Origin of the sequence: Variovorax boronicumulans (genome assembly GCF_030812215.1) — a bacterium.
Classification (GTDB): Bacteria; Pseudomonadota; Gammaproteobacteria; order Burkholderiales; family Burkholderiaceae_C; genus Variovorax; species Variovorax boronicumulans_C.
In genome coordinates, this window is sequence record NZ_JAUSSG010000003.1 from 496,219 (window position 1) to 519,735 (window position 23,517).

The window sequence follows — 23,517 nt, forward strand, 5'->3', positions numbered from 1 at the left end:
TGCGAAGCACGGAGGTTATTCAATGAGCGCAGTCATCGATCGAGTGTTGGAGGCGCCGCCCGCGCCTGGGAGCTGGCGCCGTGCCGGCACCGAGAAGGCCGCGCCGGCCTCCTTTCCCGTGCGCACCGCCGAAGGCTTCTGGCTGACCGGCGTGCTTGCGACGGTGGCATGGGCGGCACTGGGCCTGCTCACCGTTTTCTGGCCGAACAAGGCCGTGGGGTTCAGCGACTGGGCGTACACGGACGAGTTCGGCATCGCGGCTATCGCGGTGGGCGCGCTGCTGCTGGCCGTTGCGTTGCTCGGGTCGCGCGCCGGTCGTGTGGCGCGCGTGCTGCGGCCTGCGGGCCCGTGGCTCGTCGCGCTGCCGGTGCTCTTCGCCATCTGGGAGATCGCGACCGCCAAGCTCGCGCTGCTCCCCACGCCGTTCTTCGCGCCGCCGCAGAGCCTGGTCGAGACCTACATCGACGACTGGCGGCGCCTCGGCGAAAGCCTGCTGCATTCGGCGCGCCTGCTGGCCCACGGTTTCGTGCTCGGGGCGCTCGCGGGCTTTCTCACGGGCGTGACCATCGGCTGGTCGCGCATTGCGGGCTACTGGGTGCATCCGGTGCTGCGCTTCGTCGGGCCGGTGCCGGCCTCGGCGCTGCTGCCGCTCGCGTTCTTTTTCTTTCCGTCGAGCTATGCGGCGGCCGTGTTCCTGATCGCGCTCGCCACGGGCTTTCCGGTGGCGGTGCTCACCTGGTCGGGTGTGGCCGGCGTCAACCGCAATTACTACGACGTGGCGCGCACCATGGGTGCGAGCGAGCGCTTCCTGGTGCTGCGCGTGGCGATTCCCGCCGCGCTGCCGCAGGTGTTCGTCGGGCTCTTCATGGGCTTGGGCGCCGCGTTCTCGGTGCTGGTGACGGCCGAGATGATGGGCGTGAAGGCCGGGCTCGGCTTCTACCTGTCGTGGGCGCAGGGCTGGGCTTCGTACTCGAACATGTACGCCGCGCTGATCGTGATGGCCGTGCTGTGCTCGGGCCTCATCACGCTGCTCTTCAAGGTGCGCGACCGCGTGCTCTCGTGGCAGAAGGGGACCGTGAAGTGGTAGCGATTGCTGAAACAGGCGTGCGCCAGGCCGGCGCGCACATCGACATCCGCGGCGTGAGCCACTGGTTCGACGTGCCTGCGGGTCCGCTGCAGGTGCTCGACGACATCGACCTCACGGTCAAGCCCGGCGAATTCGTCGCGCTGCTCGGGCCGAGCGGCTGCGGCAAGTCGACGCTGTTGCGGCTGGTCGCGGGCCTGGAGCCCGCCACCGCCGGCCGCATCACGCAGGACGACGTGCCGATCACCCGGCCCGATCCGTCGCGCATCGTCGTCTTCCAGGACCCGACGCTCTACCCGTGGCGCAGCGTGTGGGACAACGTGGCGCTCGGCCTGCAGGCGCGGGGCGTGCTGAAGGCGCAACGCGGGCGGGTCGATGAGGCGCTCAAGCTGGTGGGCCTCACCGATTTCGCGAAGGCCTTTCCGCACCAGCTCTCGGGCGGCATGGCGCAGCGCGTGGCGTTGGCGCGTGCGCTGGTCAACGACCCGCAGCTGCTGGTGCTCGACGAACCGCTCGGCAAGCTCGATTCGCTCACGCGCATCGCGATGCAGAGCGAGCTGGTCAACCTGTGGCAGCGCGCGGGCTTCTCGGCGCTCCTGGTGACGCACGACGTGGAAGAGGCGCTGTTCCTCGCCAACCGCGTGATCGTGCTGAGCGACCGGCCGGCGCGCATTGCCGCTGAGATCGTGGTCGACCTGCCGTATCCGCGTCATCGCGGGCATGCGCGCCTTGCCGAGCTGCGCCACGAAGCCCTGCGACATCTGGGGCTCGACGCCACCTGGTGAGATGAACAGCACGCCCGAGGCCGATTGGCTCAACCTGCTGATCGGCCTGCTCCAGGGCGCGCAACTGCAACTGCTGCGGGTGCTCGATGCGCTTGGGCTCGCGCAGCAGGTGCATGGGCAGCCGGCGTGGCCGTGGGCGCGGCGGCTGTCTGGCGAGAACCTGCTGATCGACCTGGGCCAGGCGCGCAGCCTTGCGTGGACGCTGGCGTGCATGGCCGTCGCGCTGCTTGCCTTGCTGGTCGGGCTGTTCTGGCGGCGCCGGCGCTTCTACGCGCTTGCGCTTGCGCCGATGCTGTTGATCGCCGCGCCATGGCCCGACGCCCATGTGGTGCTGGTGCCCGCGACGCCGACGAGCTTCCAGTCGTCGCCGACCGGTTTCACGGCTGCCTCCATCGCCAAGGGCCGCGTGCTCTACGCGCAGAACTGCGTGGCGTGCCATGGCGCGGACGGCAAGGGCGAAGGCCCGCTCGCGGTATCGCTGGCGGTATGGCCACCGAACCTGAGCGGCCCCTTGCTGTGGCGTCGCGCGGATGGCGACTTGCTCTGGCGGATCCTGCACGGCACGCGCGATGCGCAGCGCCAGCCGACGATGCCCGGTTTCGCCGAGCGGCTCGACGAAGCCGACGCCTGGGCGCTGATCGACTACATGAAGGCGCAGGGCGCGGGCCAGAGCCTGCGCGCGCTCGGCAATTGGCCGCAGCCCATCGGCCTGCCCGACATGGCGGTGCGCTGCGGCGCGCAACCGCCGCGGTGGCTCGCGAGCTGGCGCGGCCAGCGCGTGCGCGTCGTGGCGGGTGATGCCGCGCCGGCGGAAGACCCGCGGCTCGTGACGGTCCAACTGATCCAGCCTTCAGGAGCCGCGCTGGCCGCTGCCGATTGCGTGGCCGATTCGCCCGCTGCCTGGGAGGCGCTGGCGTTAATCGCCGGCACCGATCGCCTGGCCGGCACGCAACTCATCGCCGACCGCGACGGCTGGCTGCGTGCGCGTGGCGAACCCGGCAAGGCGGGCTGGTCCGACGACGACCTGCTGTGCCGCAGCGAACGCACGACGCCTGCGGCATCGGCGAAGAACGCCGCGCTGCCCGCCGACGGCCTCGGCGCACTCATCGCCCGCATGGACGCGGAGCCGGTGCGCTTCGTCAAGGGCGGTTTCATCCACTGATTTTTTTCTTGACCTCGACCGAACACGGAGAACCCATGCCCTCGAACCTCGCCTCCTCACGCCGAAAGCTCCTCGCCCAAGGCCTCGCTGCCGCCACGGTCGCCGCCTTGCCCATCTTTTCGCTGCCCGCCCGCGCGCAGGGCCGCCCGGTGCTCAAGGCCGGCGACCAGAAGGGCGGGCTGCGCGCGCTGCTCGAAGCGGCCAACGGCCTCGAAGGATTGGGCTACGACATCCAGTGGTCCGAATTCCCCGCAGCCGCACCGCTGGCCGAAGCGCTGAACGCGGCGGCGGTCGACTCGGGGCCCATCGGCGATGCGCCGCTGATCTTCGCGCTGGCCGCGGGCACGCGCGTCAAGGCCATCGGCGCGAACCGCTCCGATTCCTACGGCACGGCAGTGCTCGTGCGGCCCGACTCCACGCTCAAGACCGCGGCCGACCTCAAGGGCAAGAGCATCGCCACCAACCGCGGCTCCATCGGCCACTACGTGACGCTCAAGGCCATCACCGCGGCGGGCCTGAAGCCGGAAGACGTGAACATCCGCTTCCTCGCGCCGGCCGACGCCAAGCTCGCGCTCACGCAAGGCTCGGTCGATGCCTGGGCCACCTGGGAGCCCTACACCGCGCTGGCCGAGGTGAGCCACCATGCGCGCGTGCTCGTGAGCGGGCGCGGTCTGCTGCCGGGCCTGAGCTACCTCGCCGCGACCGATGCGGCCATTGCCGCCAAGCGGCCGGTGCTGCAGGACTTTCTGCAGCGCGTGGTGAAGGCGCAGCTCTGGTCGTACCGCAATGTCGACGCCTACTCGGCCGCGCTGGCCCGCATCATCGGCATCCCGCCCGAGGCCGCAAAGCTGCAGTTCGAGCGCCGCCAGCAGAAGTGGGTGGCCATCGATGCGAAGGTCATCGCCGACCAGCAGGGCACGGCGGATTTCTACCGGCAGGTGGGGCTCATCAAGCAGCCGCTGGATGTGAAGGGCACGTTCGACACCGGCTTCGGTGTCGCGGGCTAGGCAGACAGCGCCTGCCAGGGGGCCGGGCGATCCGTCCGGTACGCCTGCGACAGCGCACGAAACTCCTGCGGCGCCATGCCGTGGGCCCGGCGAAAGGCGCGGGTGAAGTCCGACGCGCTCTTGAAGCCGACCGCATAGGCCACGTCCGTCACCATCATGTGCGGGTAGCGGGCGAGTTCGTCGGCCGCCTGGCGCAGGCGCAGGTGGCGGATGTAGGCGCCCAGACCGCCTTCGTGCTGGAACATGCGGTAGATGGTCGGTCGCGACAGGTGCAAGGCGCTGACCACGCCTTCGGGCGTCAGCTCCGCGCGGTGCAGGTTGGCCTGGATGTGGCGCCGCACCCGGCCGAAGAGCGCCGCCCGCGCCGCCGACCGCGCATTGCCGCTCAAGCCGGCCTGCTTGCCGAAGGCTGCGACGACCAGATGCGCGGCGTTGCGCACGGCGCTGTCGGCTGCGGCAACGGTCATGCCGCGGATGTTGGCGCCCAGCGCTGCCACGTGTTCGAGCGCCAGCCGGGTGAGCGGGGTCGTGTCCTGGATCGTGCGGCCGTGGATGGCTTCGGGGTCGGGCAAGGTCTCCTGCACCAGCGAGGCGGGCGCGAAGAAGGTGAACACCCGGCAACTGCTGCGCCGCATGCGCACCGGCTGGTTCATGTCCAGCGCGAGGATCTTCGTGGTGGAAGCCGCAGCGTGGCGAGGCGAGGCTTGCAGCGCGACGTCGTCGACGCCGCCCTCGGCGAACACGTGGAACACGTAGTCGCGCACGCTGTCCGTCGAGATGCGCGCCAGCGAGCGTTCGAGCAGCATCGCGTCGGAGCGGCAGTCGGTGAACAGGAGGCCATCGACCTTGTAGCGGTCGATCTCCGCGCTGAAAGGTTTCTCGATGTCGGCCTTGGAAGGAAGCACGTCGATCACGTGGCCCACCCGCTCCCGCCAGGCCAGCAGTTGCCGGTGCGCCGGCTCGCCATGCACGCTGAAGTGGCTGCGCGCCACGAGGCCTTGCATGGGAAAGGAGGGGACCTGGGGGTCGCCTCGGCGGGGGGCGAAGTTCATTGGAGAGGAAAAATTCGCGAGGTGCGACCGCTGCGACTGGGCGGTCGCGGCACCCAATGAATGGAAGAAACCGTTAAATAAGGCGCAAATTCGAATGAATTCTCTCAATAACTGAGACGGACGGTCAAGCCCGCCGGACAGCTGCCACGACGCTTGCCTTCGTGCGGCCGCATGGCCGAACGAACCTGATGTCTTGAGCGAGTACCGAAATGTCCACAGGAAAAGCCGATCCCGCCGCAGCCGCCGGTGCCTTCGGCCATCTTTTCAACGAGGCCAGCGAGGACGAGTTGGCCGCCCTGATGTTTTCCATGGAGCGCAGCGATTCGCCCGGCGCCTCGCACATCGCGCGCCACATGCTGGCCCTGATCGCGGCGGCCGCCAGATCCCGGCCTTCTTCGGCGGCCATCGCCATGAAGTCGCGCATGGGCGCCGTGCCGTCGGCTGCCCACCCGGCATCGAACGGGCCGTTGTCTCCGCGCGAACTGCAGGTGCTGCACCTCGTGTCGCAGGGCCTGAGCAACCGCCGGATCGCCGAGGCGCTCAGCCGTTCGGCCAACACCATCGACACGCAGATCAAGAGCATCTACCGCAAGCTGGACGTCAATTCGCGGACCCAGGCGGTGCGCGCGGCGATGGAGCGGGGCCTGCTGAGCTGGGACGCCGGCCGTCCGCAGTAGCACTGTTGGCGCTGCGAGGGCTTCAGGTGACGCTGCCACTGCCGCCGCGTTCCGCGGCACGCGCCAGCTGGGACAGGCGCTTGACCAACGGCTCGAAAAGCTCCGCCGATGTGTTGCCGTAGCCCAGCACCAGCCCGTTGTCCGACGGCAACGGCTGCATCGCGAAGCTCGACAGGGCCACGGGCGCCAGGTGGTGGCGCAGCGCCTCGGCGGCGATCCGGCGGTCGTCGAAGCGGGGCGGCAGGCGCACGGTGAGGTGCAGTCCGCAGTAGCCGCCATCGATCTCGTGCGGCACTTTCAGATGCCGGGTCAGCGCCAGCCGCAGCGCCTGCTGCCGGTCGCGGTACAGCCGCCGCATGCGGCCCAGGTGCCGGCCGAACTGGCCGCTCTCGATGAAGTCGGCCATGGCGAGCTGCGCGTGGCGGTGCCCGCCGCGCAGCATTTCCTCGAGCGGGGCCTGCACGCTGGCCAGGAGCGCTTCGGGCAGCACCAGGAAACCCAGCCGCAGCGACGGGAACATCGTCTTGCTGAAGGTGCCGATGTAGAGCACGGGCGCGTCGGGCACCAGCCCCTGCATCGCACCGATGGGCTCGCCGGTGTGGCGGAACTCGCTGTCGTAGTCGTCTTCGATGATCCATGCGCCGTGCCGGCGGGCCTGTGCGATCAGTGCGAGCCGGCGCGCGATGCTCAGCACCGCGCCGGCCGGGTACTGGTGCGAGGGCGTCGTGTAGATGAGGCGCGGCGGGTGTTTGCGCCAGTCTTCCGCGCTCGCATCGAGGCCTTCCGCATCGACGCGGATCGGCACCATGTGCATGTCGCCCGCGCGCATGGCCGACTTCGCGCCGCGGTAGCCGGGGTCTTCGATCCATCCGGTTTCGCCGGGGTTCGAGAGCAGCCGCACGCACAGCGAGATCGCCTCCTGCGCGCCCTCGGCGATGACGACCTGCCGCGGCTCGCACCGCACGCCGCGCGCAATGGCCAGGTGCCGCGCGATGGCCGCGCGAAGCCGGGGCTCGCCCAGCGGATCGCCATAACCGAGCGTGGCCGGGCTCGCGGTGCGGATGGCACGGTCGAGCGCGCGGCGCCATGCGGTTGCGGGAAAGTGCGACAACGCGGGTACGCCAGGGCGAAAGGTGGCGTCCGGCTCGGTGAAGGCGGTGCGTGGCTGGATGCTCGCAAGGCGGCGCGCGGTGGCCGGCGCTCCCGTGGCCTTGCCGCGGGAGCGCCTGGTGGTCGTCGTCGCCGGAGACGACAGCTCGGTCACCCGCGTGCCCTGGCGATCGGGCTGCACATAGCCTTCGGCGGCCAGGTGTTCGTAGGCGGCGGTGACGGTGTTGCGAGATATCGCGAGCGCTTCAGCCAGCGCGCGCGAGCCGGGCAGCCGGCTGCCCGGGGCGAGACGGCCGTCGAGGATGGCGCGCTTCAGGCGTTCGTGCAGCTGGCGCTGCATCGACCCGGCATCGCGGGCCCGTTCGAGCGGCGATTCGAGCAATGCGGCGAGGTCTGGCGGGTTGGGCATGAGGCGATGGATCGAGGCGTGGCACCATGAAATGAATGCATCGTGGTACTTCTCATGGAACCACGCCGGGCGTACTTTAGCGTTCTCCGGCATCGCCGCTCCATCTTTGTTCCTGAAAGACGCTTCATCCCATGCCAGCCCGCCACAACGAATTCGGCCAGTCCCTCGGCCCCCTCATGCCCGAATGGAGCGCCCGCCCGCTGCCGCCGCGCGCGCCCGTCGAAGGCCGCTACTGCACGCTCGAGCCGGTGAACGCCGCGAGGCACGCCGACGACCTGCACGCCGCCTACGCGCAGGCTCCCGACGGCCGCGACTGGACCTACCTGGGCGCCGAGCGGCCCGCCGACCTGAATGCCATGCGCGCCCACATCGAGCGCCTTGCGCAAACCGCCGACCCGCTGCACTTCGCCGTCATCGACAGGCAGGGCGGCCGGGCCGTCGGCACGCTGTCGCTGATGCGCATCGACGCGGCGAACGGCGTGGTCGAGGTCGGCCATGTCAATTTCTCGCCGCTGCTCAAGCACACGCCGATGTCCACCGAAGCGCAGTACCTGCTGATGAAGCTGGCCTTCGACGTGCTGGGCTACCGGCGCTACGAATGGAAGTGCGACAGCTTCAACGAGCCGTCCAAGCGCGCGGCGGCCCGCCTGGGCTTTCAGGCCGAGGGCGTGTTCCGGCAGTACAGCATCTACAAGGGCCGCAGCCGCGACGCGGCGTGGTTCTCCATCATCGACAGCGAGTGGCCCGTGCTGCGCACCGCGTTCGAGCGCTGGCTCGCGCCGGAGAACTTCGATGCAGAGGGCAGGCAGCGCATGGCGCTGGACAAGTTCCGGCTGCCGCGAGCGGACTGAGGGACAAAGATGCGTCGTCGCCGGGCGCGGGAAATGCTAGATGGTTCAGGAAACCAACGATTGTTGAAAGCCCGGCAGCTTTCTATGCTGGGCGGACATCCGCATTCTTTCGCTCTCCTGTTCTGCCTTTCCCTTTGCCTTCCATGCCCATCGATTTCGCATCCACCCCTTCCCCTCGCCAAAACCGCCGCCAGCGCCGCCTGTTCGCGCTGGTGCCCGCAGCCTTCCTGCTCCTCGGCCATGGCCTCGCGCAGGCGGCCGAACTCTCGCCGGCCCTCGCCGAGCGCCATGCGCAGGCCACCTACCGCGAATACTTCGAACTGCTGGCCCTGCCCAACGATGCCACCGTGCCGGAGGACATCCGCAAGAACGTCGACTGGCTGGAGCAGGCCTTTCGCAAACGCGGCTTCACGACGCGGCAACTGCCCAACAACGGCAAGCCGATGCTCTACGCCGAGTTCCCGGGCAGCGACCCCGCGCGAAAGACCGTGCTCTTCTATATGCACCTGGACGGCCAGCCGGTGATTCCCGCGCAGTGGGCGCAAAAGAGCCCGTGGACGCCCGTGCTCAAGCGCAAGACGGACAAGGGCGAGTGGGAGGAGATCGATTCGGCCCCGCTCTTCAATGGCCCGCTCGACCCCGAGTGGCGCGTGTTCGGCCGGGCGTCGGCGGACGACAAGGGCCCGATCATGATGCTGCTGGCGGCCATCGATGCGCTCAAGGCCGGCGGCGGCCAGCCGGCGGTCAACGTCAAGGTGATCCTGGACAGCGAGGAAGAAAAAGGATCGCCGTCGATCAGCCAGGTCATGCAGGCGCACCGCGAGTTGCTGCGCAGCGACGCCATCGTGATCCACGACGGCCCGATGCATGCGACCAACCGGCCCACGCTGGTGTTCGGCAACCGCGGCGCGGCCGATGCGCGGCTCACCGTGTACGGCGCCAAGGTGCCGCTGCACAGCGGGCACTACGGCAACTACGCGCCCAACCCGGCGCAGCGCCTCGCCAGCCTGCTGGCCTCGATGAAGGACGACACCGGGCGGGTGACCGTTCCCGGCTACTACGACCGCGTGAAGATCGGCGAGGCCGAGCGCAAGATCATGGCCGCCGTGCCCGACGACGAGGCCGCGCTCAAGCGCCGCCTGGGCATCGCGCAAACCGACAAGGTCGGCGCCAACTACCAGGAGGCGATGCAGTACCCCTCGCTGAACGTGCGCGGCATGGCATCGGCGGCCGTGGGCGACAAGGTGGCGAACATCGTCCCCGACAAGGCCGAGGCCGAGATGGACCTGCGCACCACGCCCGATTCCGACGCGCCGTACCTCGGCAAGCTGATCGAGGCGCACATCGTGAAGCAGGGCTACCACCTCGTGAAGGGTGCGCCGACGGACGAAGAGCGCGCCCGCTACGACAAGATCGCCAGCTTCACCTACCGCAGCGAGGGCGCCGATGCGGCGGGCTCGCCGATCAACTCACCGATCGGGCAATGGGCCTACAAGGCCTTGACCGACACCTTCGGCACCAAGCCCGAGCCGGTGCGCATCCGCATGATGGGCGGCACCGTGCCGACGGCGGAGATCGTGCGGGTGCTGCAGGTGCCCTTTGCGATCATTCCGCTGGTGAACGCCGACAACAACCAGCATGCCGCGAACGAGAACCTGCGCATGGGCAACTACGTGACCGGCGTGCAGACGGTGTACGCGCTGATGACGCACGGGTTCTGAAGCCCAACGGAGCGGGCAGCGGCGTTCTTCAGGCCTGCTTGCCGGGCTTTTGCGCCTGTTCGCACTTCACCTGGATCAGCTCGCGCTCGTCCAGCGTCGCGCCGATGCGCACCGCGCTCAGGCACCCGCCCCAGACGCAGCCCGTGTCGGTGGAGAGCAGGTCGGGCCGCGAGAGCCAGCCGAGCGTGGACCAGTGGCCGAACGCAACGGTGGCCGATGCGGTCTTGCGGCCCGGCACGTCGAACCATGGCAAGAGGCCTTCGGGTGCGGGGATCGCCCCGTCCTTGGTCTCGAACTCCATCTCGCCCCCGGGCGTGCAGTAGCGCAGGCGCGTGAGCGCGTTGACGATCACGCGCAGGCGCGCGCTGCCGGTGAGCGCATCGCTCCACTGCGCCGGCTCGTTGCCGTACATCGTGAGCAGGAAGTCGCCGAGCGCCGGACCGCGCAGCACCGATTCGACCTCCGACGCCAGCGCGAGCGTGTCGCCCACGGTCCATTGCGGAAGCACGCCGGCATGCACCATGAGCAGGTCGCCGCCGCCGATCTGCATGTGCAGCGCCATGTGCTGGTTGCGCACCCAGTCGAGCAGCGCCTGGCTGTCGGGCGCGGCCAGCAAGTCGGCCAGCGTGTCCTTGCGGCCGGCCTTGCGTGCGCCGTGCGCCACGCCCAGCAGGTGCAGGTCGTGGTTGCCCAGGAGGCTCAGCGCCGAGGCGCCGTAGCCCTGCATGCGGCGCAGCACGGCGGCCGAATCCGGGCCCCGGTTGACGAGGTCGCCCAACAGCACGAGGGTGTCGCGGCTGGGCGAGAAATCGATCTCGCCGAGCAGCCGCCCGAGGGCAGGGTCGCAGCCCTGCACATCGCCGATACAGTAAAGTGACATTCCCTCATTCTCTCCCCCTGTTCATGGATGTCTTCCTGCTGGCCTTGCTGACCACCCTCAATGCGGTGTTCGCAATGTCCGAAATGGCCCTTTCAACCAGCCGGCGCGCACGCCTCGCAGCCTTGGCCGAAACGGGGGACACCGGCGCGGCCGCCGCGCTGAAACTGATGGAGGCGCCCACCCAGTTCCTCTCGACCGTGCAGATCGGCATCACCTCGATCGGCATGCTGAGCGGCATCGTCGGCGAAGCCGCCTTCGCCGCGCCGCTGTCGGTGTGGATGGAAAGCGTGGGCATGGGCGCGGGCACCGCCAGCATCGTCTCCACCGCGGTGGTGGTGACCTGCATCACCTTCTTCACCATCATCTTCGGCGAGCTGGTGCCCAAGCGCATCGGCCAGCTCTATCCCGAGCCGGTGGCGCGCTGGGTGTCGCGCCCGATGCGCGGCCTCGCCAAGGGCGCCAAGCCCTTCGTGTGGCTGCTGGCCGGTGCCACCGCCACCATGCTCAAGGTGCTGCGCATCGATGCCAACGCGGCGCGGTCGGTGACCGAAGAAGAAATTTCCGCCAGCCTCGAAGAAGGCGTGGACGCCGGCGTGATCGAGCAGCACGAGCACCAGATGGTGCGCAACGTGTTTCACCTGGATGACAGGCGCCTGTCGTCGCTCATGATCCCGCGCGCCGACATCGAATGGCTCGACGCCTCCAACACCGTGTCGCAGGCGCTGCAGAAGGTGGCGGATGCGGCGGCGCTCAACCTCGTGCACTCGTGGTATCCCGTCTGCCGCAATTCGCTGGACGACGTGGTCGGCGTGATCAGCGTGGCGCACCTGCTGCGCCTGGGGGCCGCCCACAAGGGCGTGCTCGGCCAGGAGGCCACGCCGGCCGTGTTCGTGCCCGAAACGCTCACCGGCATGGAACTGCTCGAGCAGTTCCGCGCTCGCGCCGGCCGGCTGGTGTTCGTGGTCGACGAATACGGCGTGGTGCAGGGCCTCATGACGCCGCGCGACCTGCTCGAAGCCATCACCGGCGAGCTGCAGCCCGGCATGCAGACCGATGCCTGGGCGCGCGAGCGGGCCGATGGCGTGTGGGAGCTCGACGGCCTGATGCCGGTGTCCGAGTTGCGTGCGCGCCTTGGCATTCGCGAACTGCCCGATGAAGAGCGCGGTCGCTACAACACGGTGGCCGGCTTGTTGATGTCGGTGTCGGGCCAATTGCCCGCGGTGGGCGAGCGCATCGACTGCGCGGGCTGGTGCTTCGAGGTCGTCGCGCTCGAAGGCCGCCGCATCGATCGCGTGCTGGCCTCGCCCGATCCCACGGTGCCGCGCGAAGAATAGACAGGCACCGCACGGCCATGCTGTCGCTGCTCGCACTGGGCTGCCCGCAATGCTCCGCGCCGCTGCCCCGCGCCGCGCGCTGGCGCACCGTCAACTGCAGCTACTGCGGCGCAACCATCACGCGCGGCGAGGAAACGGTGGAGCGCGAGAGCTTCCGCGCGGCCCTGCGGCGTGCCAACGCCGACATCGCGGGCGGGCGCATCGTGCAATGGCGCGGCGCGCGCTACCGCGTGCTGGCGCCGCTGGGCTTCGGCGAGCACAGCGAAGTGCTGTTCGCCGAACGGCTCGGCGCGGTGCCTGAGCGCGTCACGCTGAAGCTGGCACGAGAAACGTCCGACAACGATGTGCTGCTGCGCGAAGGCGCGGTGCTGCAGTCCCTGCAAGACCTGTCTGTTCCAGGCGCCGCCTACTTCACGCGCCGGCTGCCGCAGCCTTTGGGCACGGGCATCGCCGAAGGCCTGGGCGACGGCAAGCGCCAGGCCCTGGTGCTGCGCCACCCGACCGGTTACTGGGGCAGCCTGCAGGACGTGCAGCAGGCCAACCCGCAAGGCATCGACGCACGCCACGCCGTCTGGATCTGGCGCCGCATGCTCGAAGTGCTGGCCTTCGTGCACGGCGCCGGCTGGGCGCATCGCGACCTCTCGCCCGCGCATGCGCTGGTGCATCCGCGCGACCATGGCGTGCTGCTCATCGGCTGGTCGCAAGCGCGGCAGGCTTCGGGTTCGGTGCATGCGGCCGCTGCGGCGCGTGACCTCGCACAAGCCGCGTGGACCGTGCGCGCAGCGCTGCACGGCGGCGCGGCGGGCGACCCTGGCTTCGGCGCGCGCACGCCCGCGCCACTGGCCGCATTGCTGCGCCAATGCAGCGAAGACGCCGCCTTCTGCGAACGCCTCGGCGCGCAGGGCATCGAGCAGGCCCTGTCGGCCGCATCGCGCGAGGCCTTCGGCGCACCGCAGTTCGTTCACTTCGATCCCGCGCCGCGCCTCGGCGGTTGACGGACAGACATTCCAAGGAGCACCCCATGGGTTACGGAAACTACTCGCATGCCGCCCACACCGCGCTGATCGCCGACCGCGCCGCCAAGCCCGGTTCCGAGGTGTTCACGCAAACGGCCACGCATGCGCTGATGAACCCGCACGGCCTCAAGGTGCGAGAGTCGCGCGACAACGCCGACCATCCCAACTCGCTGGGCATCGTGTTCGCGCTCGATGTCACCGGCTCCATGGGCGACATCCCGCAGACCCTCGCGCGCCGCGAACTGCCAACCTTCATGAAGCTGCTGACCGACTGCGGCGTGGCCGACCCCCAGCTCATGTTCATGGCCATCGGGGACGCCACTTCCGACCGTGCGCCGCTGCAGGTCGGCCAGTTCGAATCGACCGCCAACCTCATGGACCAGTGGCTCACCTGGAGCTACCTCGAAGGCGGCGGTGGCGGCAGCGGCGAAGAGAGCTACGAGCTCGCCTTCTACGTGATGGCCCAGCACACCGACATGGACTGCTGGGTCAAGCGAAAGAAGCGCGGCTACCTGTTCGTGACGGGCGACGAGCTGCCGTACCCGGCCGTCTCGCGCCACCAGATCGAGGGTCTCATCGGCGAGAAGCTCGACGAGGACATTCCCATCGAAGAGGTCATCGCCGCCGCGGCCGAGACCACGAACCTGTTCTTCTTGATCCCCGACGCCCAGCGCCGCCGCCGCTGCGAGCCGCGCTGGCGCGAACTGCTCGGCGATCACGTCATCTGCATGGACTCGCCCGACGACGCTTGCGCCGTGGCTGCCGGCATCGTCGCGCTCACCGAGAAGGCCGTGCCCAACCTCGACGGCCTCGCCAAGGTGATGGGCGCGACCGGCATGGCCAAGGAGCGCGTCGGTGGCGTGCTGCACGCGCTCGATGCGTATGCGGCGCTGCTCGACCCGACCGCGCCGCGCCGTGCGCCGCCGTCCGCCAGCGGGCCGCGGTCGTCGTGGTGGAAGCGGCTCTTCGGCTGAACACCGTGTGACCACCACCGCCGCGGCCACGCGCTACGTCTCGCTGCTGGGCCTGGGCTTCGGGGACTGCGGCAAGGGCCTCTTCACCGACCACCTGTGCGGCGCGTGGCAGGCGCACACGGTGGTGCGCTTCAACGGCGGTGCACAGGCCGGCCACAACGTGGTGCTGCCCGATGGCCGGCACCACACCTTCTCGCAATTCGGTGCCGGCAGCTTTCATGCGGGCGTGGCGACGGTGCTCGCGAGCCCGGTGGTGGTGCATCCGACCGCGCTGCGTGTCGAGGAAGAGGCACTGCGCCGCGTGGGCGTGCCCGATGCCTTCGCGCGTTTGCTGATCGACGCGCGCTGCCGCGTGACCACACCGTTCCATCAGGCCGCGGGCCGGCTGCGTGAATGGGCGAGGGGAGCGGCGGCGCATGGCAGTTGCGGCGTGGGCGTCGGCGAGACGGTGCGGCAGGCGCTGGCTGCCCCCGCCGATGCCTTGCGATATGGCGATCTGCCCCATCGTGCGCGCACGCTCGACAAACTGGAGGCTTCGCGTGCAGCGTTGCGTCGCGAATTCGCGGACATGGCGCCATCGCACCCCGAGGCCGCGCAGGAACTGGCGTTGCTCGACGATGCTTCGCTCGCCCAGCGCTGGTTCGACGCCGCTCTGCCATGCGTTCGCCTGTCGCCCCCCGCAAGCGCCGACGCCATCGGTGCAACGCTTGCGCGTCCCGGCACGGTGGTGTTCGAAGGCGCACAGGGCGTGCTGCTCGACGAATGGCGCGGCTTTCATCCGCACACCACGTGGAGCACCATCTCGACGGCCGCCGTCGAAGCCGTGCTGCACGACGCGGGCATCGATGCGCCCGTGCAGCACCTGGGCGTGCTGCGCAGTTATCTCACGCGCCACGGCCCGGGGCCGTTGCCGACGCACGATCGCGCCCTCGATGCGCAATTCGCCGAGCCGCACAACGCCGACGAAGGCTGGCAGGGCGCGTTCCGACGCGGCCACCCTGATGCAGTGCTGCTGCGCTATGCGCTCGCCGCCATCGGACGACTGGATGGACTGGTGGTGAGTCACCTCGATGCCGTCGATGGTGCGCACCTGCGCTGGTGCACCGGCTATCGCACCGCGGATGAAGCCAACCTCGCATCGCTGCCGTTCAGCGACAAGCCAGACCTCGACCGCCAGCACGCATTGACGCAATTGCTGCTGCAAGGCGCGCAACCCCTCTACGAACCGCACCCCGTCGGCAGCCCGCAAGCGTGGGTGGAGCGCGCCGAAGCCTTCAGCGGCCTGTCCGTGCGCTTCGGCGCCTTCGGCCCGACGCGCGACACCGTACGTGCGCGCAAGCACATCCGAAAGACCGTGTGACGCCCAACATTTTCCTGATCGTCGGCGCAGCACTCAGCGCCATGGCCGCGCTGCTGCACATCTGCGTCATCTTTGGTGGACCCGCGTGGTACCGCTTTTTCGGCGCGGGCGAGCGCATGGCCATGGGCGCGGCGGCCGGGCATTGGTATCCGCCCATCGTCACGCTACTGATCGCCGGCGTGCTGGGCGTGTGGGCGGCTTACGCGCTCTCCGGCGCGGGTGTGCTGCAACCGCTGCCGTTGCTGGCGTTCGTGCTGCCCGCCATCACCGCTGTCTACCTGCTGCGGGGGATGGTTGCCGTGGGGCTGTTCGCATTCGACCGGCAGCGGCTGAACGCCTTCTGGGTGTGGAGCTCGGCGATCTGCCTTGTGTTCGGCCTTGTCCACCTGGCCGGGCTCGTTCAGGTCTGGGAGACGCTCTGAACGGGCGTTGGCGGGTCAACGCGACAGCAGCGCTCGCAGCCAGCGCAGAAGCGGCCAGCCGGCAACGACCAGGGCTGTCGAGATCAGCAGCGCCTCGATGGTGAGAGACCGCTCCGCCAGCTGCGCCAGGTCCGGTTGACCCTGGTATTCGAGAAAGTAGCCGCCGCGCGTGAAGAGCCCGATGAAATCCGCACCCGCCTGAAGAATGCGATGCAGACCGAGCACAGCGAGGAAGGCGAAGGCCACATAGGCCCACGGCTTGTGCAACTTGCCCCACCAGAACGCAGAGGTGATGCCGACCAGCAGCACGCACACGGCGACCGGCAACACCAGTGACAAAAGGAACGACACGATCGCGTCAGCCTTGCGCTTCGAATCCAGGCGCCTGGCTGATCTCCGAAGGCTTGTAGATCTTGTGCTGCGCGATCGGGCTGCCTGCGTCGGAAACCACCAGCAGCCGCCAGAGCGGCTCGCGCACCGAGCAAGCCTGTTCTTCGCTGGTGAGCTGGAACTTGGGCGACCCGGTGGAGGTGCCCTTCACCACGACGCGCAGAAGCGTCGCGCCCTTCGCGTTCGACACCTCGATGCTGTAGCCGATGTTCTTGCTGGTCAGGTCTTCGGCGTTGTAGCCGTAGCCCTTGAAGTGGCGCATGACGTAGTCCATGGCGGCGGCCTGCACCTCTTCGCGCGAAACGGGTGCGGGCGGTGCGGCGGCTTCCGGCTCGGCTTCGGCCACGACCGGCGCGCCGCCTCGCGCGGTGGCGGCCTTCACTTCGGCCTCGCCGGGTGTCCAGCCGCGCGGGCCGCGGACCAGCACCGCGAGCTGCTGCTCGGGTTCCCAGCTGGCGACGTGCCATTCGGCGTCGTCGCGCACGCGCGTGGACACCTTCGCGGCCTTGTTGCTCTCCAGCTCGGCGATGGCGACCCGGTTGGTCTGCAGCACGGCCCGGAAGCCCTGGCCTGCGTCGAAGGTGCGCTTGAGCAAGGCAAGGCGGTCTTTCGCGCGCTGGACCTGGAAGGGGCTGCGCGTGCCGCCGCCCGGGCGATGCTGGGTATCGAGCGATTCGAGGCAGAACCAGCGGTTGCCGGCGCCCACGCTCACATATTCCGCCCAGATGGTCGCGATGACGTTGTCGCCCGTCGCCAGCCAGGCCTGGTCGAATGGCTTTTCCCGCGCGTCGAACACCCCCATCTTGGCGACGATCTCGACCGGCGTGAGCCGGGGTCCTGAGAGTCGCATCTCATCGATGACGGTGAGTACGTGGGGGTCGACTTCCTTGTCCATGCGGGTGGTTTTGTGGCGTGTTTGGGGGGTGGGAGTATGCCGCATCGGGTGCGGGCGGTGCCGTGTGGCGGGCTGCCGCACACGTCGCCGCGTGCGATCGACATGTGTTCGTTTTAGACTGGAATCCATGGCAAGAGGCATCGTGGTTACCTTCGTCTCGCGACGCAATTCCCTTCGCAGCAGATTGGCGCATGCCAGCCTTGCGCACCTGGGCGGCAGCCGCTTCACGGTGCTCTCGTGCGGCCAGCCGGGAAAGATCGCTGCCGACGTCCATCCCGCCGCCGTCGCGGCCCTCGCGAACGCAGGCATCCCCCCGCTGGATGCACCGCCGCGCAGCTGGAACGACCTGACGGCATCGGGCGCGCCCCGCGCGGAGTTCGTCATCACCCTGGACGAGTCGACGCTTCTCTCCCAACCGCGATGGCCGGGCCAGCCGGATGCGGCGCTGTGGGCCTTTCCCGACATTGCCGCGATCAGCAACCCCGAAGACGCGTTGCGCGCAGCCATCCAGATGATGTTCGTGCTGCGCCGGCGCCTAGAGCTGTTCGTGAGCCTGCCGCTCCATGGCGCCGACCGTGCGGCGATCCGCTCGGACCTGCGGGACCTGGCGCACATGCGCTAGCTGGCGCGCTGCCCCGCGGCGGCTTCACATCGGCGGCATCCTGTCGAACTTCGGCAATGCCGGGTCCAGGAAATCCCATGCGTGGCCGCGCACGCCGTACGTGACCGCCTGCGGTCGATAGCGGCCGGGGTCGTCCAGGCTTGCGGCATGCACGGTGAACACTTCGGGCATCGCGGCAAAGGTCAGGTACACGGGCGATCCGCAGCGCGGGCAGAACGCGCGGGTCTTCACATGGCCGCTGTCGCCGACCATGTCCCACAACGTCGCTTCGCCGCTGTGCTTCACGCCGGCGCGGGGAAAGGTCAGGTATGAGCCATGGCCGGTGCCGCTCTTGCGCTGGCAGTCGAGGCATTGGCAATCGTTCTGGAAGACCGGCTCGGCCGAGATCTCGTAGCGGATGGCGCCGCATGCGCAACCGCCGGTGTAGGGCTGGTCGATCTCTTCTGTTCTTTCGACGATGTCGGTCATGGCGAGCTCCGTTCCGTTGGTTCCAAAAAATCAGCATGCCGCATGGCGTGATGACCAATCTATTCGAGGGAGCGCATCGCAAGGGAGTAACAAGATCGTCGCGAATCGCTGGCTCGGGCCGCGCGGTGGTGCGCGATCTTGACGAGGTTTCCGCTGGATATCATCGCGCCCCAGAACAAGCAAAGGAGCGGATTCATGGGGAACAAGGTGCAGGGGGTGATCGCCGTCGTGTGGGGTGGATGGGCAGTGACCCGCTGGATGAATCTCCCGCAGGCTGCGGCCGGCGCCGAATCCGGCTACTCGGCCGGAAAATCCGCAGGCATGCTGGTCTTCGCCGTCGTGTTGCTGGCGTTCGGGGCGTACAAGCTGTTCAAGCGCTAGGCCGCGCAGTCAGTTGCCCTGCGGGGGCCTTCATCGGCGATGCATCAAGCAAGCAAAAGCGCTGCTGCACCCGTCATGGCACATCTTCCTGATGTGCGTCATTCGGTGTCCCCTGGATCGATCGTTTTCGTCGCGATGCCATAGAGCGCCAGCATGCCCAGCACGTGCCCGATGGCGACGCCCGGCTCGCCCGATTCGATCCGCGCGATCGTCTGGACATGAACGCCCAAGCGCGCGGCGGCGGCCGACTGGCCTTCGCCGGCACGGGTGCGTGCCAGCTTGGCCTGTGCCCCCATGTGCCTGATCGCCTGGAGGGCGTCGCTGTCGATGTCTGCCGAGATGCGTTTGCCTTGAGCCATGGCGGAGATTGTCGCTGCACAATCCGGCCGTGCCCCGAACCGTGCCAGACCCTCAGCCCGCGCCCGAACGCGCCTCCACGCCCACCCCGTATTGGCTCTACCTCCTGGAGTGCGAAGGCGGCGTGTACTACGCGGGCATCGCGCTCGATGTGGAGCAGCGCTTCTTCCAGCACGTATTCGGGCTCGGCGCCAAGTTCACCCGCGCACGTCCGCCGTTGCGCGTGCTTGCCGCCCGCGTCTATCCGGACAAGGGGGCCGCATTGCGGGCGGAGCTCAAGGTGAAAGCACTGCCCCGAACCCGCAAGCTCGCCTTCTTCGAGGCCGATACCTAGTTCGCGGTCCGCCGCAGGAAGAGAGAAAAGCGCATGGCGACAAAGATGCTCCTGGATTTCCTCGCTTCTGTCCGCGGCAAGGCGTTGCCACTGCGAATCGAGGCCCGGTCGGCGCTTCGCGCGGTCCTCGCGCTGGGCCTTGCCGCCGTGCTCGCGGCCTGCTCCAGCTTGCCTCCGCAGGTCGCCGCGCCGCCGACCACCGCCATCGGCGACTACGCGCAGACGCCCCTTGGCGCCATCACGCAGAAGGTGCTCCCCACCGATGGCCGCTCGGGGTTCCGTCTCCAGCCCTATGGTCCCAATTCGTTCGCCACACGCATCGAACTCACGAAACTCGCCACCCGCAGCCTCGACGTGCAGTACTACCTGCTGCCAGGCGACAACACCGGCCGCGCGCTGATGCGCGCAATGCGCGATGCCGCCGAACGCGGCGTTCGGGTGCGCCTGCTGGTCGACGACCTCTACACCTCCGGCGAAGACGACCTGCTGCTCGGCCTGGCCAGCTACCCCAACGTCGAGGTGCGCCTGTTCAATCCGTTTCCGGGCGGCCGAAGCAGCATGGCCACCCGCTTCATCAGTTCGGGCGTGTTCGAGTTCCGCCGCGTCAACCGGCGCATGCACAACAAGCTCTTCGTTGCCGACAACGCGGCGGCCGTGGCCGGTGGCCGCAACATGGCCGACGAGTATGTGATGAACGCCGAGGGCAGCAACTTCATCGACATGGACACCTTCGCGGCCGGACCGGTGGTGCGCGACCTGTCCGCCGAGTTCGACCACTACTGGAACAGCGAGGTCGTGTATCCGCTCGAGCGTATCGCGCACAGCGGGTTGAGCCGCGCGCAGCTGCAAGACCACTTCGAGCGCCAGACCGCGATGGCCAGGCCGCCCGAGGCGACCGAGATCCCGCGGGACGGCAGGCCGCTGCATCCGAGCCCGGGCGATCCGCCCTTGCTGCCGCTCGAGCTCGTGCCCATGCTCAATCTTCCGTTCGAGCTGGCGAAGCGCCAACTGAGTCCGCTGCTGTGGGCCAACGCACGCGTCCTGTTCGATCCGCTCACGAAGACGCAGGGGCTCAACGAGCGCGAAGGCTCGATCAAGGGCACCGTCACCGAAGGCGTCGTCCGGTGGCTCATGACGGCCGACAAGAACATCAAGATGGTGTCGCCCTATTTCGTGCCCAGCGACGAGGCCGTGGCGAACCTCGTGCGGGCGCGCAAGGCCGGCCTGGGCGTGGAGCTGGTGACCAACTCGCTTGCATCGACCGACGAGCCCTGGGTCTACGTGGGCTACTGGCCGCACATCAGGGAACTGCTGGCGGCGGGCGTTTCCATCTCCGAGATCAGCCCCTCGCTGAGCGTGAAGCGGCGCAAGCTCGGCGTCTTCGGGCACCGCACCGGCGCGCTGCACATGAAGAACGCGATCCTCGACCACAAGGAGGTGTTCCTCGGCTCGATGAACCTCGACCCGCGCTCCGCGAGGCTCAACACCGAGCTGGGCATCATCATCCAGAGCGAGGAAATGGCGCGGCAGCTGGAGAGCTTCGCGGACGCGGGCAGCGCCTACACGCTGCGCCTGGGCGCCAATGGCCAGAGCGTCGAATGGGTGGAGGAAGACGACGACGGCAAGCAGACGGTGTTCGACGTGCCGCCCGAAACCACCGCGTGGCAACGCCTGCGGCTGCGCCTCCTGGCGCCGTTCATTCCCGAGCAGGAGCTGTAGTTGGGCGCCGATATGATCGGCGCCAAACAACCGCGGAGACCGGCGATGCGCGTGCACCGAAAGCCCCCTTCCTCACTGGCCCGCTTCGCGACCGCATTGCTGTTCGCAGCCTTGCCGCTCAAGGCCGCGCTGGCCGCACCCGCCGACGAGCCCGCCGCCTGGCCCACCGCAGGCTGGACCGCGAGCACGCCCGAAGCACAGGGCATGGATTCGGCAGCGCTCGCCAAGCTGGTCGAACGCGGCGAGGCGAACGGCCTGGACAGCATCCTCATCACGCGCCACGGCAAGGTGGTTGCCGAGGCCTACTACGCACCGTACCGCGCGGGCCTCAAGCACACGGTCAACTCGGTCACCAAGGCCGTCGTCGGCACGCTCACCGGCATGGCGATTCAAGACGGCCTGCTGGCCTCGCGCGACCAGCCCGTGCTCGCGTTCTTTCCCGAACGCACGGTGGCCAACGCCGATGCCGCCAAGAAGTCGATCACCCTCGGCCATCTGCTCGACCAGACCTCGGGCCTCGACTGGAAGGAGAAGCTCGATGCCGGCGTGCCCGAGAGCCTGATCCAGCTGCGCCGCAGCCGCGACTGGCAGGGCTTCGTGCTCGACCGCCCGATGGCGCAGGCGCCCGGTGCGGGCTTCAACTACAACAGCGGCAACTCGCACCTGCTGTCGGCCATCGTCGCGAAGAAGACCGGCGGCAGCACGCTGGCCTATGCGCAGAAGCGCCTGTTCGAGCCGTTGGGCATCGGCGACGTGCGCTGGACCCGGGACCCGCAGGGCATCGAGGCCGGTGGCTTCGGCCTCTACCTGCAGCCGCGCGACATGGCCAAGATCGGCTATCTCTACCTTCGCAAGGGCCAGTGGGCGGGCCGGCAACTGCTGCCCGCCGACTGGGTGGAGCAGGTGTTCAAGGCGTCCGTCGACATGGGCTTCGGTGCCGCGCCGGCCTTCAGCTATGCCAACGGCTGGTGGACCATTCCGGAGAAGCGCGCCTATATCGCGGCGGGCTACAACCGGCAACTGATCGTCGTGCTGCCCGAGGTCGACGTGGTGGCCGTGACCACGAGCCGGCGCAACTTCCGGCTGCCGCCGTTCATCGACATGGTCACCGCCGCCGTCCGCTCGGCCGGGCCGCTGCCCGCGGACACCGCCGCAGAGGCGCAGCTGGCCGATCGCATTCGCGATGCAGCCGTCGAGAAGCCCAGTGCGGTCGGTCCGACGCCCGAGCTTGCGGCGGCGATCTCCGGCAAGGTCTGGCAGTTCGATCGCAATGCGCTCGGCGTGAGCCGCCTGGTGCTCGACCTGAAGGCCGCCACGCCGAGCTACGAGATCGTGTTCGACCGCGGTGACGAGGGCGCGACCGGAGCGGCTGTGCAGCCTTTCACCGGACCGCTCGGGCTCGACGGCCTCTACCGCGTCAACGGCAAGGCCCCCAACGCGCCGGTCGCGGTCAAGGGCAGCTGGGTCGACGCGCAGAGCTTTCGCATCGACTCGCGCGTGCTGGGAGAAGACGAGGTGACGATGTACACCCTGCGCTTCGACGGCCAGCGGGTGAATGTGGCCTTCGAGAACAACCGCGGCTTCAAGACGCAGATGCAGGGGCGGGCGGCGCAGTAGCCGTCGCCGCGATCATCCAGCAGGCGGCGGTGAAGCGCACTTCGTCGCCATGCACGAACGGATCGAAGGCGGTGCGCAGGGTGTCGGTGACCTGCCGGCGTGTCGCCTCGTCCGTGTCTTCCAGAACCTGGCCGACAGCGCCGAGCCGCGTGAAATAGCCGACCAGTTCCTTCTCGGGATAGGTGCAGTTCACATCGATCGGCTGGATGTCGATCTCGCCCCATCCGCTCTCCTGGAGGATGGACGCGACCCGGTGCCGGTCTGCAAAGGCGAACTGCCCCGGCGCGCCCGGCGCGCGCACTGGCAGGTTCGGCAGCAGCGGCGCCGCTGCGCGCTCGGCGGCGGTCATGTAGGGGTTCTCCGCGGCGCTTCGCCATGCGATGGCCCGGAGCCGTGCGTGGGTGCTCGATGCTCGGCGCAGGTTCGCGAAGGCGGCCACGGGGTCGTCGAAGAACATCACGCCGAAGCGCGAGATCACGAGGTCGAAACTCGCGGCCTCGAAGGCGTGGGCCTGCACGTCGGCGGCAATGAAACGGGCCGTCGAGCCTTCCCCTGCGGCGCGTTTGCGAGCGACCGCGACCATCGGTTCCGAGATGTCGACGCCGAGGCAGTCGCCTTGCGCGCCGGCTACCCGGGCGGCGGCCAGCGTGGTGCCGCCCGTTCCGCAGCCGACGTCGAGTACCCGTCGCGCGGAGGTGGCGCGCACCGTGTCGGCGAGCAGGTCCTCGAACGGGGCGAACATCCGGTCGAGCGTCGCCTGTGCGTCGATCCAGGCGCGGCCTGCGCGTCCGTTCCAGAGCACGGCCTGGTCGGTGGGGGTGGGTTGCGTGGCGTCCATGGTGTCTGTGTCCTTTGCGTGCCTCTGCAAAAAGGCGGAAGCTAGACTGTGC

At 68.9% G+C, this 23,517-nt stretch carries 25 protein-coding genes; 17 read left to right on the plus strand and 8 right to left on the minus strand.

Going from position 1 to position 23,517, the window contains the following annotated elements; genetic code table 11:
* The first annotated feature begins 22 nt into the window (after positions 1 to 22).
* The 4 genes from J2W23_RS11500 to J2W23_RS11515 are packed head-to-tail and all read left to right on the plus strand — an operon-like array spanning position 23 to position 4,038.
* Positions 23 to 1,087 (plus strand): ABC transporter permease, encoded by a 1,065-nt coding sequence (locus J2W23_RS11500; protein ID WP_176659740.1) that lies wholly within the window; start codon positions 23 to 25, stop codon positions 1,085 to 1,087.
* Positions 1,081 to 1,869: an ABC transporter ATP-binding protein gene (locus tag J2W23_RS11505; RefSeq protein WP_307648810.1), complete on the plus strand. Its 789-nt coding sequence runs from the start codon at positions 1,081 to 1,083 to the stop codon at positions 1,867 to 1,869. Before J2W23_RS11500 ends, J2W23_RS11505 begins: the two co-directional genes overlap by 7 nt.
* Before the next feature lies 1 nt (position 1,870).
* The gene (locus tag J2W23_RS11510) at positions 1,871 to 3,031 is read left to right on the plus strand and encodes a c-type cytochrome (protein WP_307648811.1); all 1,161 of its coding nucleotides are present in this window, start codon (positions 1,871 to 1,873) and stop codon (positions 3,029 to 3,031) included.
* Positions 3,032 to 3,066: 35 nt separating this feature from the next.
* A complete protein-coding gene (locus tag J2W23_RS11515) occupies positions 3,067 to 4,038 on the plus strand; it encodes an ABC transporter substrate-binding protein (protein ID WP_307648812.1) in 972 nt (323 codons plus the stop codon).
* Here J2W23_RS11515 and J2W23_RS11520 read toward each other — a convergent pair.
* Positions 4,035 to 5,042 carry an AraC family transcriptional regulator gene (locus J2W23_RS11520; RefSeq protein WP_307648813.1) on the minus strand — a complete coding sequence of 336 codons (1,008 nt, stop codon included), beginning with the start codon at positions 5,040 to 5,042 and terminating at the stop codon, positions 4,035 to 4,037. The two genes, J2W23_RS11515 and J2W23_RS11520, sit on opposite strands and share 4 nt — an antisense overlap.
* A 257-nt stretch (positions 5,043 to 5,299) precedes the next feature.
* Here J2W23_RS11520 and J2W23_RS11525 point away from each other — a divergent pair, with 257 nt between their 5' ends.
* Positions 5,300 to 5,767, plus strand: coding sequence for a response regulator transcription factor (locus J2W23_RS11525; RefSeq protein ID WP_307648814.1), 468 nt, complete (start codon positions 5,300 to 5,302; stop codon positions 5,765 to 5,767).
* A gap of 22 nt (positions 5,768 to 5,789) precedes the next feature.
* On the opposite strand, the gene pdxR is transcribed toward J2W23_RS11525, so the two are convergent.
* Positions 5,790 to 7,286, minus strand: coding sequence for a MocR-like pyridoxine biosynthesis transcription factor PdxR (gene pdxR / locus J2W23_RS11530; protein WP_176659746.1), 1,497 nt, complete (start codon positions 7,284 to 7,286; stop codon positions 5,790 to 5,792).
* A gap of 131 nt (positions 7,287 to 7,417) precedes the next feature.
* On the opposite strand from pdxR, the gene J2W23_RS11535 reads away from it, so the two are divergent.
* Entirely contained in the window at positions 7,418 to 8,137 is a 720-nt protein-coding gene (locus J2W23_RS11535; protein WP_307648815.1) for a GNAT family N-acetyltransferase, read from the plus strand.
* A 143-nt stretch (positions 8,138 to 8,280) separates the two neighbouring features.
* Complete coding sequence (locus J2W23_RS11540) at positions 8,281 to 9,858, plus strand: M20/M25/M40 family metallo-hydrolase (protein ID WP_307648816.1); 1,578 nt, start codon at positions 8,281 to 8,283, stop codon at positions 9,856 to 9,858.
* 28 nt (positions 9,859 to 9,886) lie between these two features.
* Here J2W23_RS11540 and J2W23_RS11545 read toward each other — a convergent pair whose 3' ends face one another.
* The gene (locus tag J2W23_RS11545) at positions 9,887 to 10,738 is read right to left on the minus strand and encodes a symmetrical bis(5'-nucleosyl)-tetraphosphatase (RefSeq protein ID WP_307648817.1); all 852 of its coding nucleotides are present in this window, start codon (positions 10,736 to 10,738) and stop codon (positions 9,887 to 9,889) included.
* Positions 10,739 to 10,761: 23 nt separating this feature from the next.
* Here J2W23_RS11545 and J2W23_RS11550 point away from each other — a divergent pair, with 23 nt between their 5' ends.
* The 5 genes from J2W23_RS11550 to J2W23_RS11570 are packed head-to-tail and all read left to right on the plus strand — an operon-like array spanning position 10,762 to position 15,844.
* Positions 10,762 to 12,072, plus strand: coding sequence for a hemolysin family protein (locus J2W23_RS11550; protein ID WP_307648818.1), 1,311 nt, complete (start codon positions 10,762 to 10,764; stop codon positions 12,070 to 12,072).
* Positions 12,073 to 12,089: 17 nt separating this feature from the next.
* Positions 12,090 to 13,067, plus strand: coding sequence for a protein kinase family protein (locus tag J2W23_RS11555; protein ID WP_307648819.1), 978 nt, complete (start codon positions 12,090 to 12,092; stop codon positions 13,065 to 13,067).
* Positions 13,068 to 13,093: 26 nt separating this feature from the next.
* On the plus strand, positions 13,094 to 14,062 hold the full coding sequence (locus J2W23_RS11560; RefSeq protein ID WP_176659752.1) for a VWA domain-containing protein: 969 nt from the start codon (positions 13,094 to 13,096) through the stop codon (positions 14,060 to 14,062).
* A 7-nt stretch (positions 14,063 to 14,069) separates the two neighbouring features.
* Positions 14,070 to 15,422: an adenylosuccinate synthetase gene (locus J2W23_RS11565; protein ID WP_176659753.1), complete on the plus strand. Its 1,353-nt coding sequence runs from the start codon at positions 14,070 to 14,072 to the stop codon at positions 15,420 to 15,422.
* Positions 15,419 to 15,844, plus strand: a complete 426-nt coding sequence (locus J2W23_RS11570) for a hypothetical protein (protein WP_307648820.1) — start codon at positions 15,419 to 15,421, stop codon at positions 15,842 to 15,844. Before J2W23_RS11565 ends, J2W23_RS11570 begins: the two co-directional genes overlap by 4 nt.
* A gap of 15 nt (positions 15,845 to 15,859) precedes the next feature.
* Here J2W23_RS11570 and J2W23_RS11575 read toward each other — a convergent pair whose 3' ends face one another.
* Entirely contained in the window at positions 15,860 to 16,195 is a 336-nt protein-coding gene (locus J2W23_RS11575; RefSeq protein ID WP_307648821.1) for a hypothetical protein, read from the minus strand.
* Between the two features lie 7 nt (positions 16,196 to 16,202).
* On the minus strand, positions 16,203 to 17,129 hold the full coding sequence (locus tag J2W23_RS11580; protein ID WP_307648822.1) for a protein NO VEIN domain-containing protein: 927 nt from the start codon (positions 17,127 to 17,129) through the stop codon (positions 16,203 to 16,205).
* A gap of 127 nt (positions 17,130 to 17,256) precedes the next feature.
* On the opposite strand from J2W23_RS11580, the gene J2W23_RS11585 reads away from it, so the two are divergent.
* Complete coding sequence (locus J2W23_RS11585) at positions 17,257 to 17,751, plus strand: protein tyrosine phosphatase (protein ID WP_176659756.1); 495 nt, start codon at positions 17,257 to 17,259, stop codon at positions 17,749 to 17,751.
* A 24-nt stretch (positions 17,752 to 17,775) separates the two neighbouring features.
* Here J2W23_RS11585 and J2W23_RS11590 read toward each other — a convergent pair whose 3' ends face one another.
* Entirely contained in the window at positions 17,776 to 18,219 is a 444-nt protein-coding gene (locus J2W23_RS11590) for a GFA family protein (protein ID WP_218104629.1), read from the minus strand.
* Between the two features lie 195 nt (positions 18,220 to 18,414).
* On the opposite strand from J2W23_RS11590, the gene J2W23_RS11595 reads away from it, so the two are divergent.
* Positions 18,415 to 18,600 (plus strand): hypothetical protein, encoded by a 186-nt coding sequence (locus J2W23_RS11595; protein ID WP_176659757.1) that lies wholly within the window; start codon positions 18,415 to 18,417, stop codon positions 18,598 to 18,600.
* Between the two features lie 98 nt (positions 18,601 to 18,698).
* Here J2W23_RS11595 and J2W23_RS11600 read toward each other — a convergent pair whose 3' ends face one another.
* Positions 18,699 to 18,959 carry a helix-turn-helix domain-containing protein gene (locus J2W23_RS11600; protein ID WP_307648823.1) on the minus strand — a complete coding sequence of 87 codons (261 nt, stop codon included), beginning with the start codon at positions 18,957 to 18,959 and terminating at the stop codon, positions 18,699 to 18,701.
* 41 nt (positions 18,960 to 19,000) lie between these two features.
* On the opposite strand from J2W23_RS11600, the gene J2W23_RS11605 reads away from it, so the two are divergent.
* The 3 genes from J2W23_RS11605 to J2W23_RS11615 are packed head-to-tail and all read left to right on the plus strand — an operon-like array spanning position 19,001 to position 22,627.
* Positions 19,001 to 19,291, plus strand: coding sequence for a GIY-YIG nuclease family protein (locus J2W23_RS11605; RefSeq protein ID WP_307648824.1), 291 nt, complete (start codon positions 19,001 to 19,003; stop codon positions 19,289 to 19,291).
* Positions 19,292 to 19,324: 33 nt separating this feature from the next.
* Positions 19,325 to 21,010 (plus strand): phospholipase D family protein, encoded by a 1,686-nt coding sequence (locus J2W23_RS11610; protein ID WP_307648825.1) that lies wholly within the window; start codon positions 19,325 to 19,327, stop codon positions 21,008 to 21,010.
* Positions 21,011 to 21,055: 45 nt separating this feature from the next.
* Positions 21,056 to 22,627 (plus strand): serine hydrolase domain-containing protein, encoded by a 1,572-nt coding sequence (locus J2W23_RS11615; RefSeq protein ID WP_307648826.1) that lies wholly within the window; start codon positions 21,056 to 21,058, stop codon positions 22,625 to 22,627.
* Here J2W23_RS11615 and J2W23_RS11620 read toward each other — a convergent pair.
* Complete coding sequence (locus tag J2W23_RS11620) at positions 22,593 to 23,465, minus strand: class I SAM-dependent methyltransferase (protein ID WP_307648827.1); 873 nt, start codon at positions 23,463 to 23,465, stop codon at positions 22,593 to 22,595. The two genes, J2W23_RS11615 and J2W23_RS11620, sit on opposite strands and share 35 nt — an antisense overlap.
* Positions 23,466 to 23,517: the final 52 nt, after the last annotated feature.

Excerpts from the sequence above, each read along its gene's own strand:
- J2W23_RS11500 (WP_176659740.1), top strand. The coding sequence starts at position 23 with ATGAGCGCAGTCATCGATCGAGTGTTGGAGGCGCCGCCCGCGCCTGGG.
- J2W23_RS11510 (WP_307648811.1), top strand. The coding sequence starts at position 1,871 with ATGAACAGCACGCCCGAGGCCGATTGGCTCAACCTGCTGATCGGCCTG.
- J2W23_RS11515 (WP_307648812.1), top strand. The coding sequence starts at position 3,067 with ATGCCCTCGAACCTCGCCTCCTCACGCCGAAAGCTCCTCGCCCAAGGC.
- J2W23_RS11520 (WP_307648813.1), bottom strand. The coding sequence starts at position 5,042 with ATGCAAGGCCTCGTGGCGCGCAGCCACTTCAGCGTGCATGGCGAGCCG.
- J2W23_RS11525 (WP_307648814.1), top strand. The coding sequence starts at position 5,300 with ATGTCCACAGGAAAAGCCGATCCCGCCGCAGCCGCCGGTGCCTTCGGC.
- pdxR (WP_176659746.1), bottom strand. The coding sequence starts at position 7,286 with ATGCCCAACCCGCCAGACCTCGCCGCATTGCTCGAATCGCCGCTCGAA.
- J2W23_RS11535 (WP_307648815.1), top strand. The coding sequence starts at position 7,418 with ATGCCAGCCCGCCACAACGAATTCGGCCAGTCCCTCGGCCCCCTCATG.
- J2W23_RS11540 (WP_307648816.1), top strand. The coding sequence starts at position 8,281 with ATGCCCATCGATTTCGCATCCACCCCTTCCCCTCGCCAAAACCGCCGC.
- J2W23_RS11545 (WP_307648817.1), bottom strand. The coding sequence starts at position 10,738 with ATGTCACTTTACTGTATCGGCGATGTGCAGGGCTGCGACCCTGCCCTC.
- J2W23_RS11550 (WP_307648818.1), top strand. The coding sequence starts at position 10,762 with ATGGATGTCTTCCTGCTGGCCTTGCTGACCACCCTCAATGCGGTGTTC.
- J2W23_RS11555 (WP_307648819.1), top strand. The coding sequence starts at position 12,090 with ATGCTGTCGCTGCTCGCACTGGGCTGCCCGCAATGCTCCGCGCCGCTG.
- J2W23_RS11560 (WP_176659752.1), top strand. The coding sequence starts at position 13,094 with ATGGGTTACGGAAACTACTCGCATGCCGCCCACACCGCGCTGATCGCC.
- J2W23_RS11580 (WP_307648822.1), bottom strand. The coding sequence starts at position 17,129 with ATGGACAAGGAAGTCGACCCCCACGTACTCACCGTCATCGATGAGATG.
- J2W23_RS11585 (WP_176659756.1), top strand. The coding sequence starts at position 17,257 with ATGGCAAGAGGCATCGTGGTTACCTTCGTCTCGCGACGCAATTCCCTT.
- J2W23_RS11590 (WP_218104629.1), bottom strand. The coding sequence starts at position 18,219 with ATGACCGACATCGTCGAAAGAACAGAAGAGATCGACCAGCCCTACACC.
- J2W23_RS11595 (WP_176659757.1), top strand. The coding sequence starts at position 18,415 with ATGGGGAACAAGGTGCAGGGGGTGATCGCCGTCGTGTGGGGTGGATGG.
- J2W23_RS11600 (WP_307648823.1), bottom strand. The coding sequence starts at position 18,959 with ATGGCTCAAGGCAAACGCATCTCGGCAGACATCGACAGCGACGCCCTC.
- J2W23_RS11610 (WP_307648825.1), top strand. The coding sequence starts at position 19,325 with ATGGCGACAAAGATGCTCCTGGATTTCCTCGCTTCTGTCCGCGGCAAG.
- J2W23_RS11615 (WP_307648826.1), top strand. The coding sequence starts at position 21,056 with ATGCGCGTGCACCGAAAGCCCCCTTCCTCACTGGCCCGCTTCGCGACC.
- J2W23_RS11620 (WP_307648827.1), bottom strand. The coding sequence starts at position 23,465 with ATGGACGCCACGCAACCCACCCCCACCGACCAGGCCGTGCTCTGGAAC.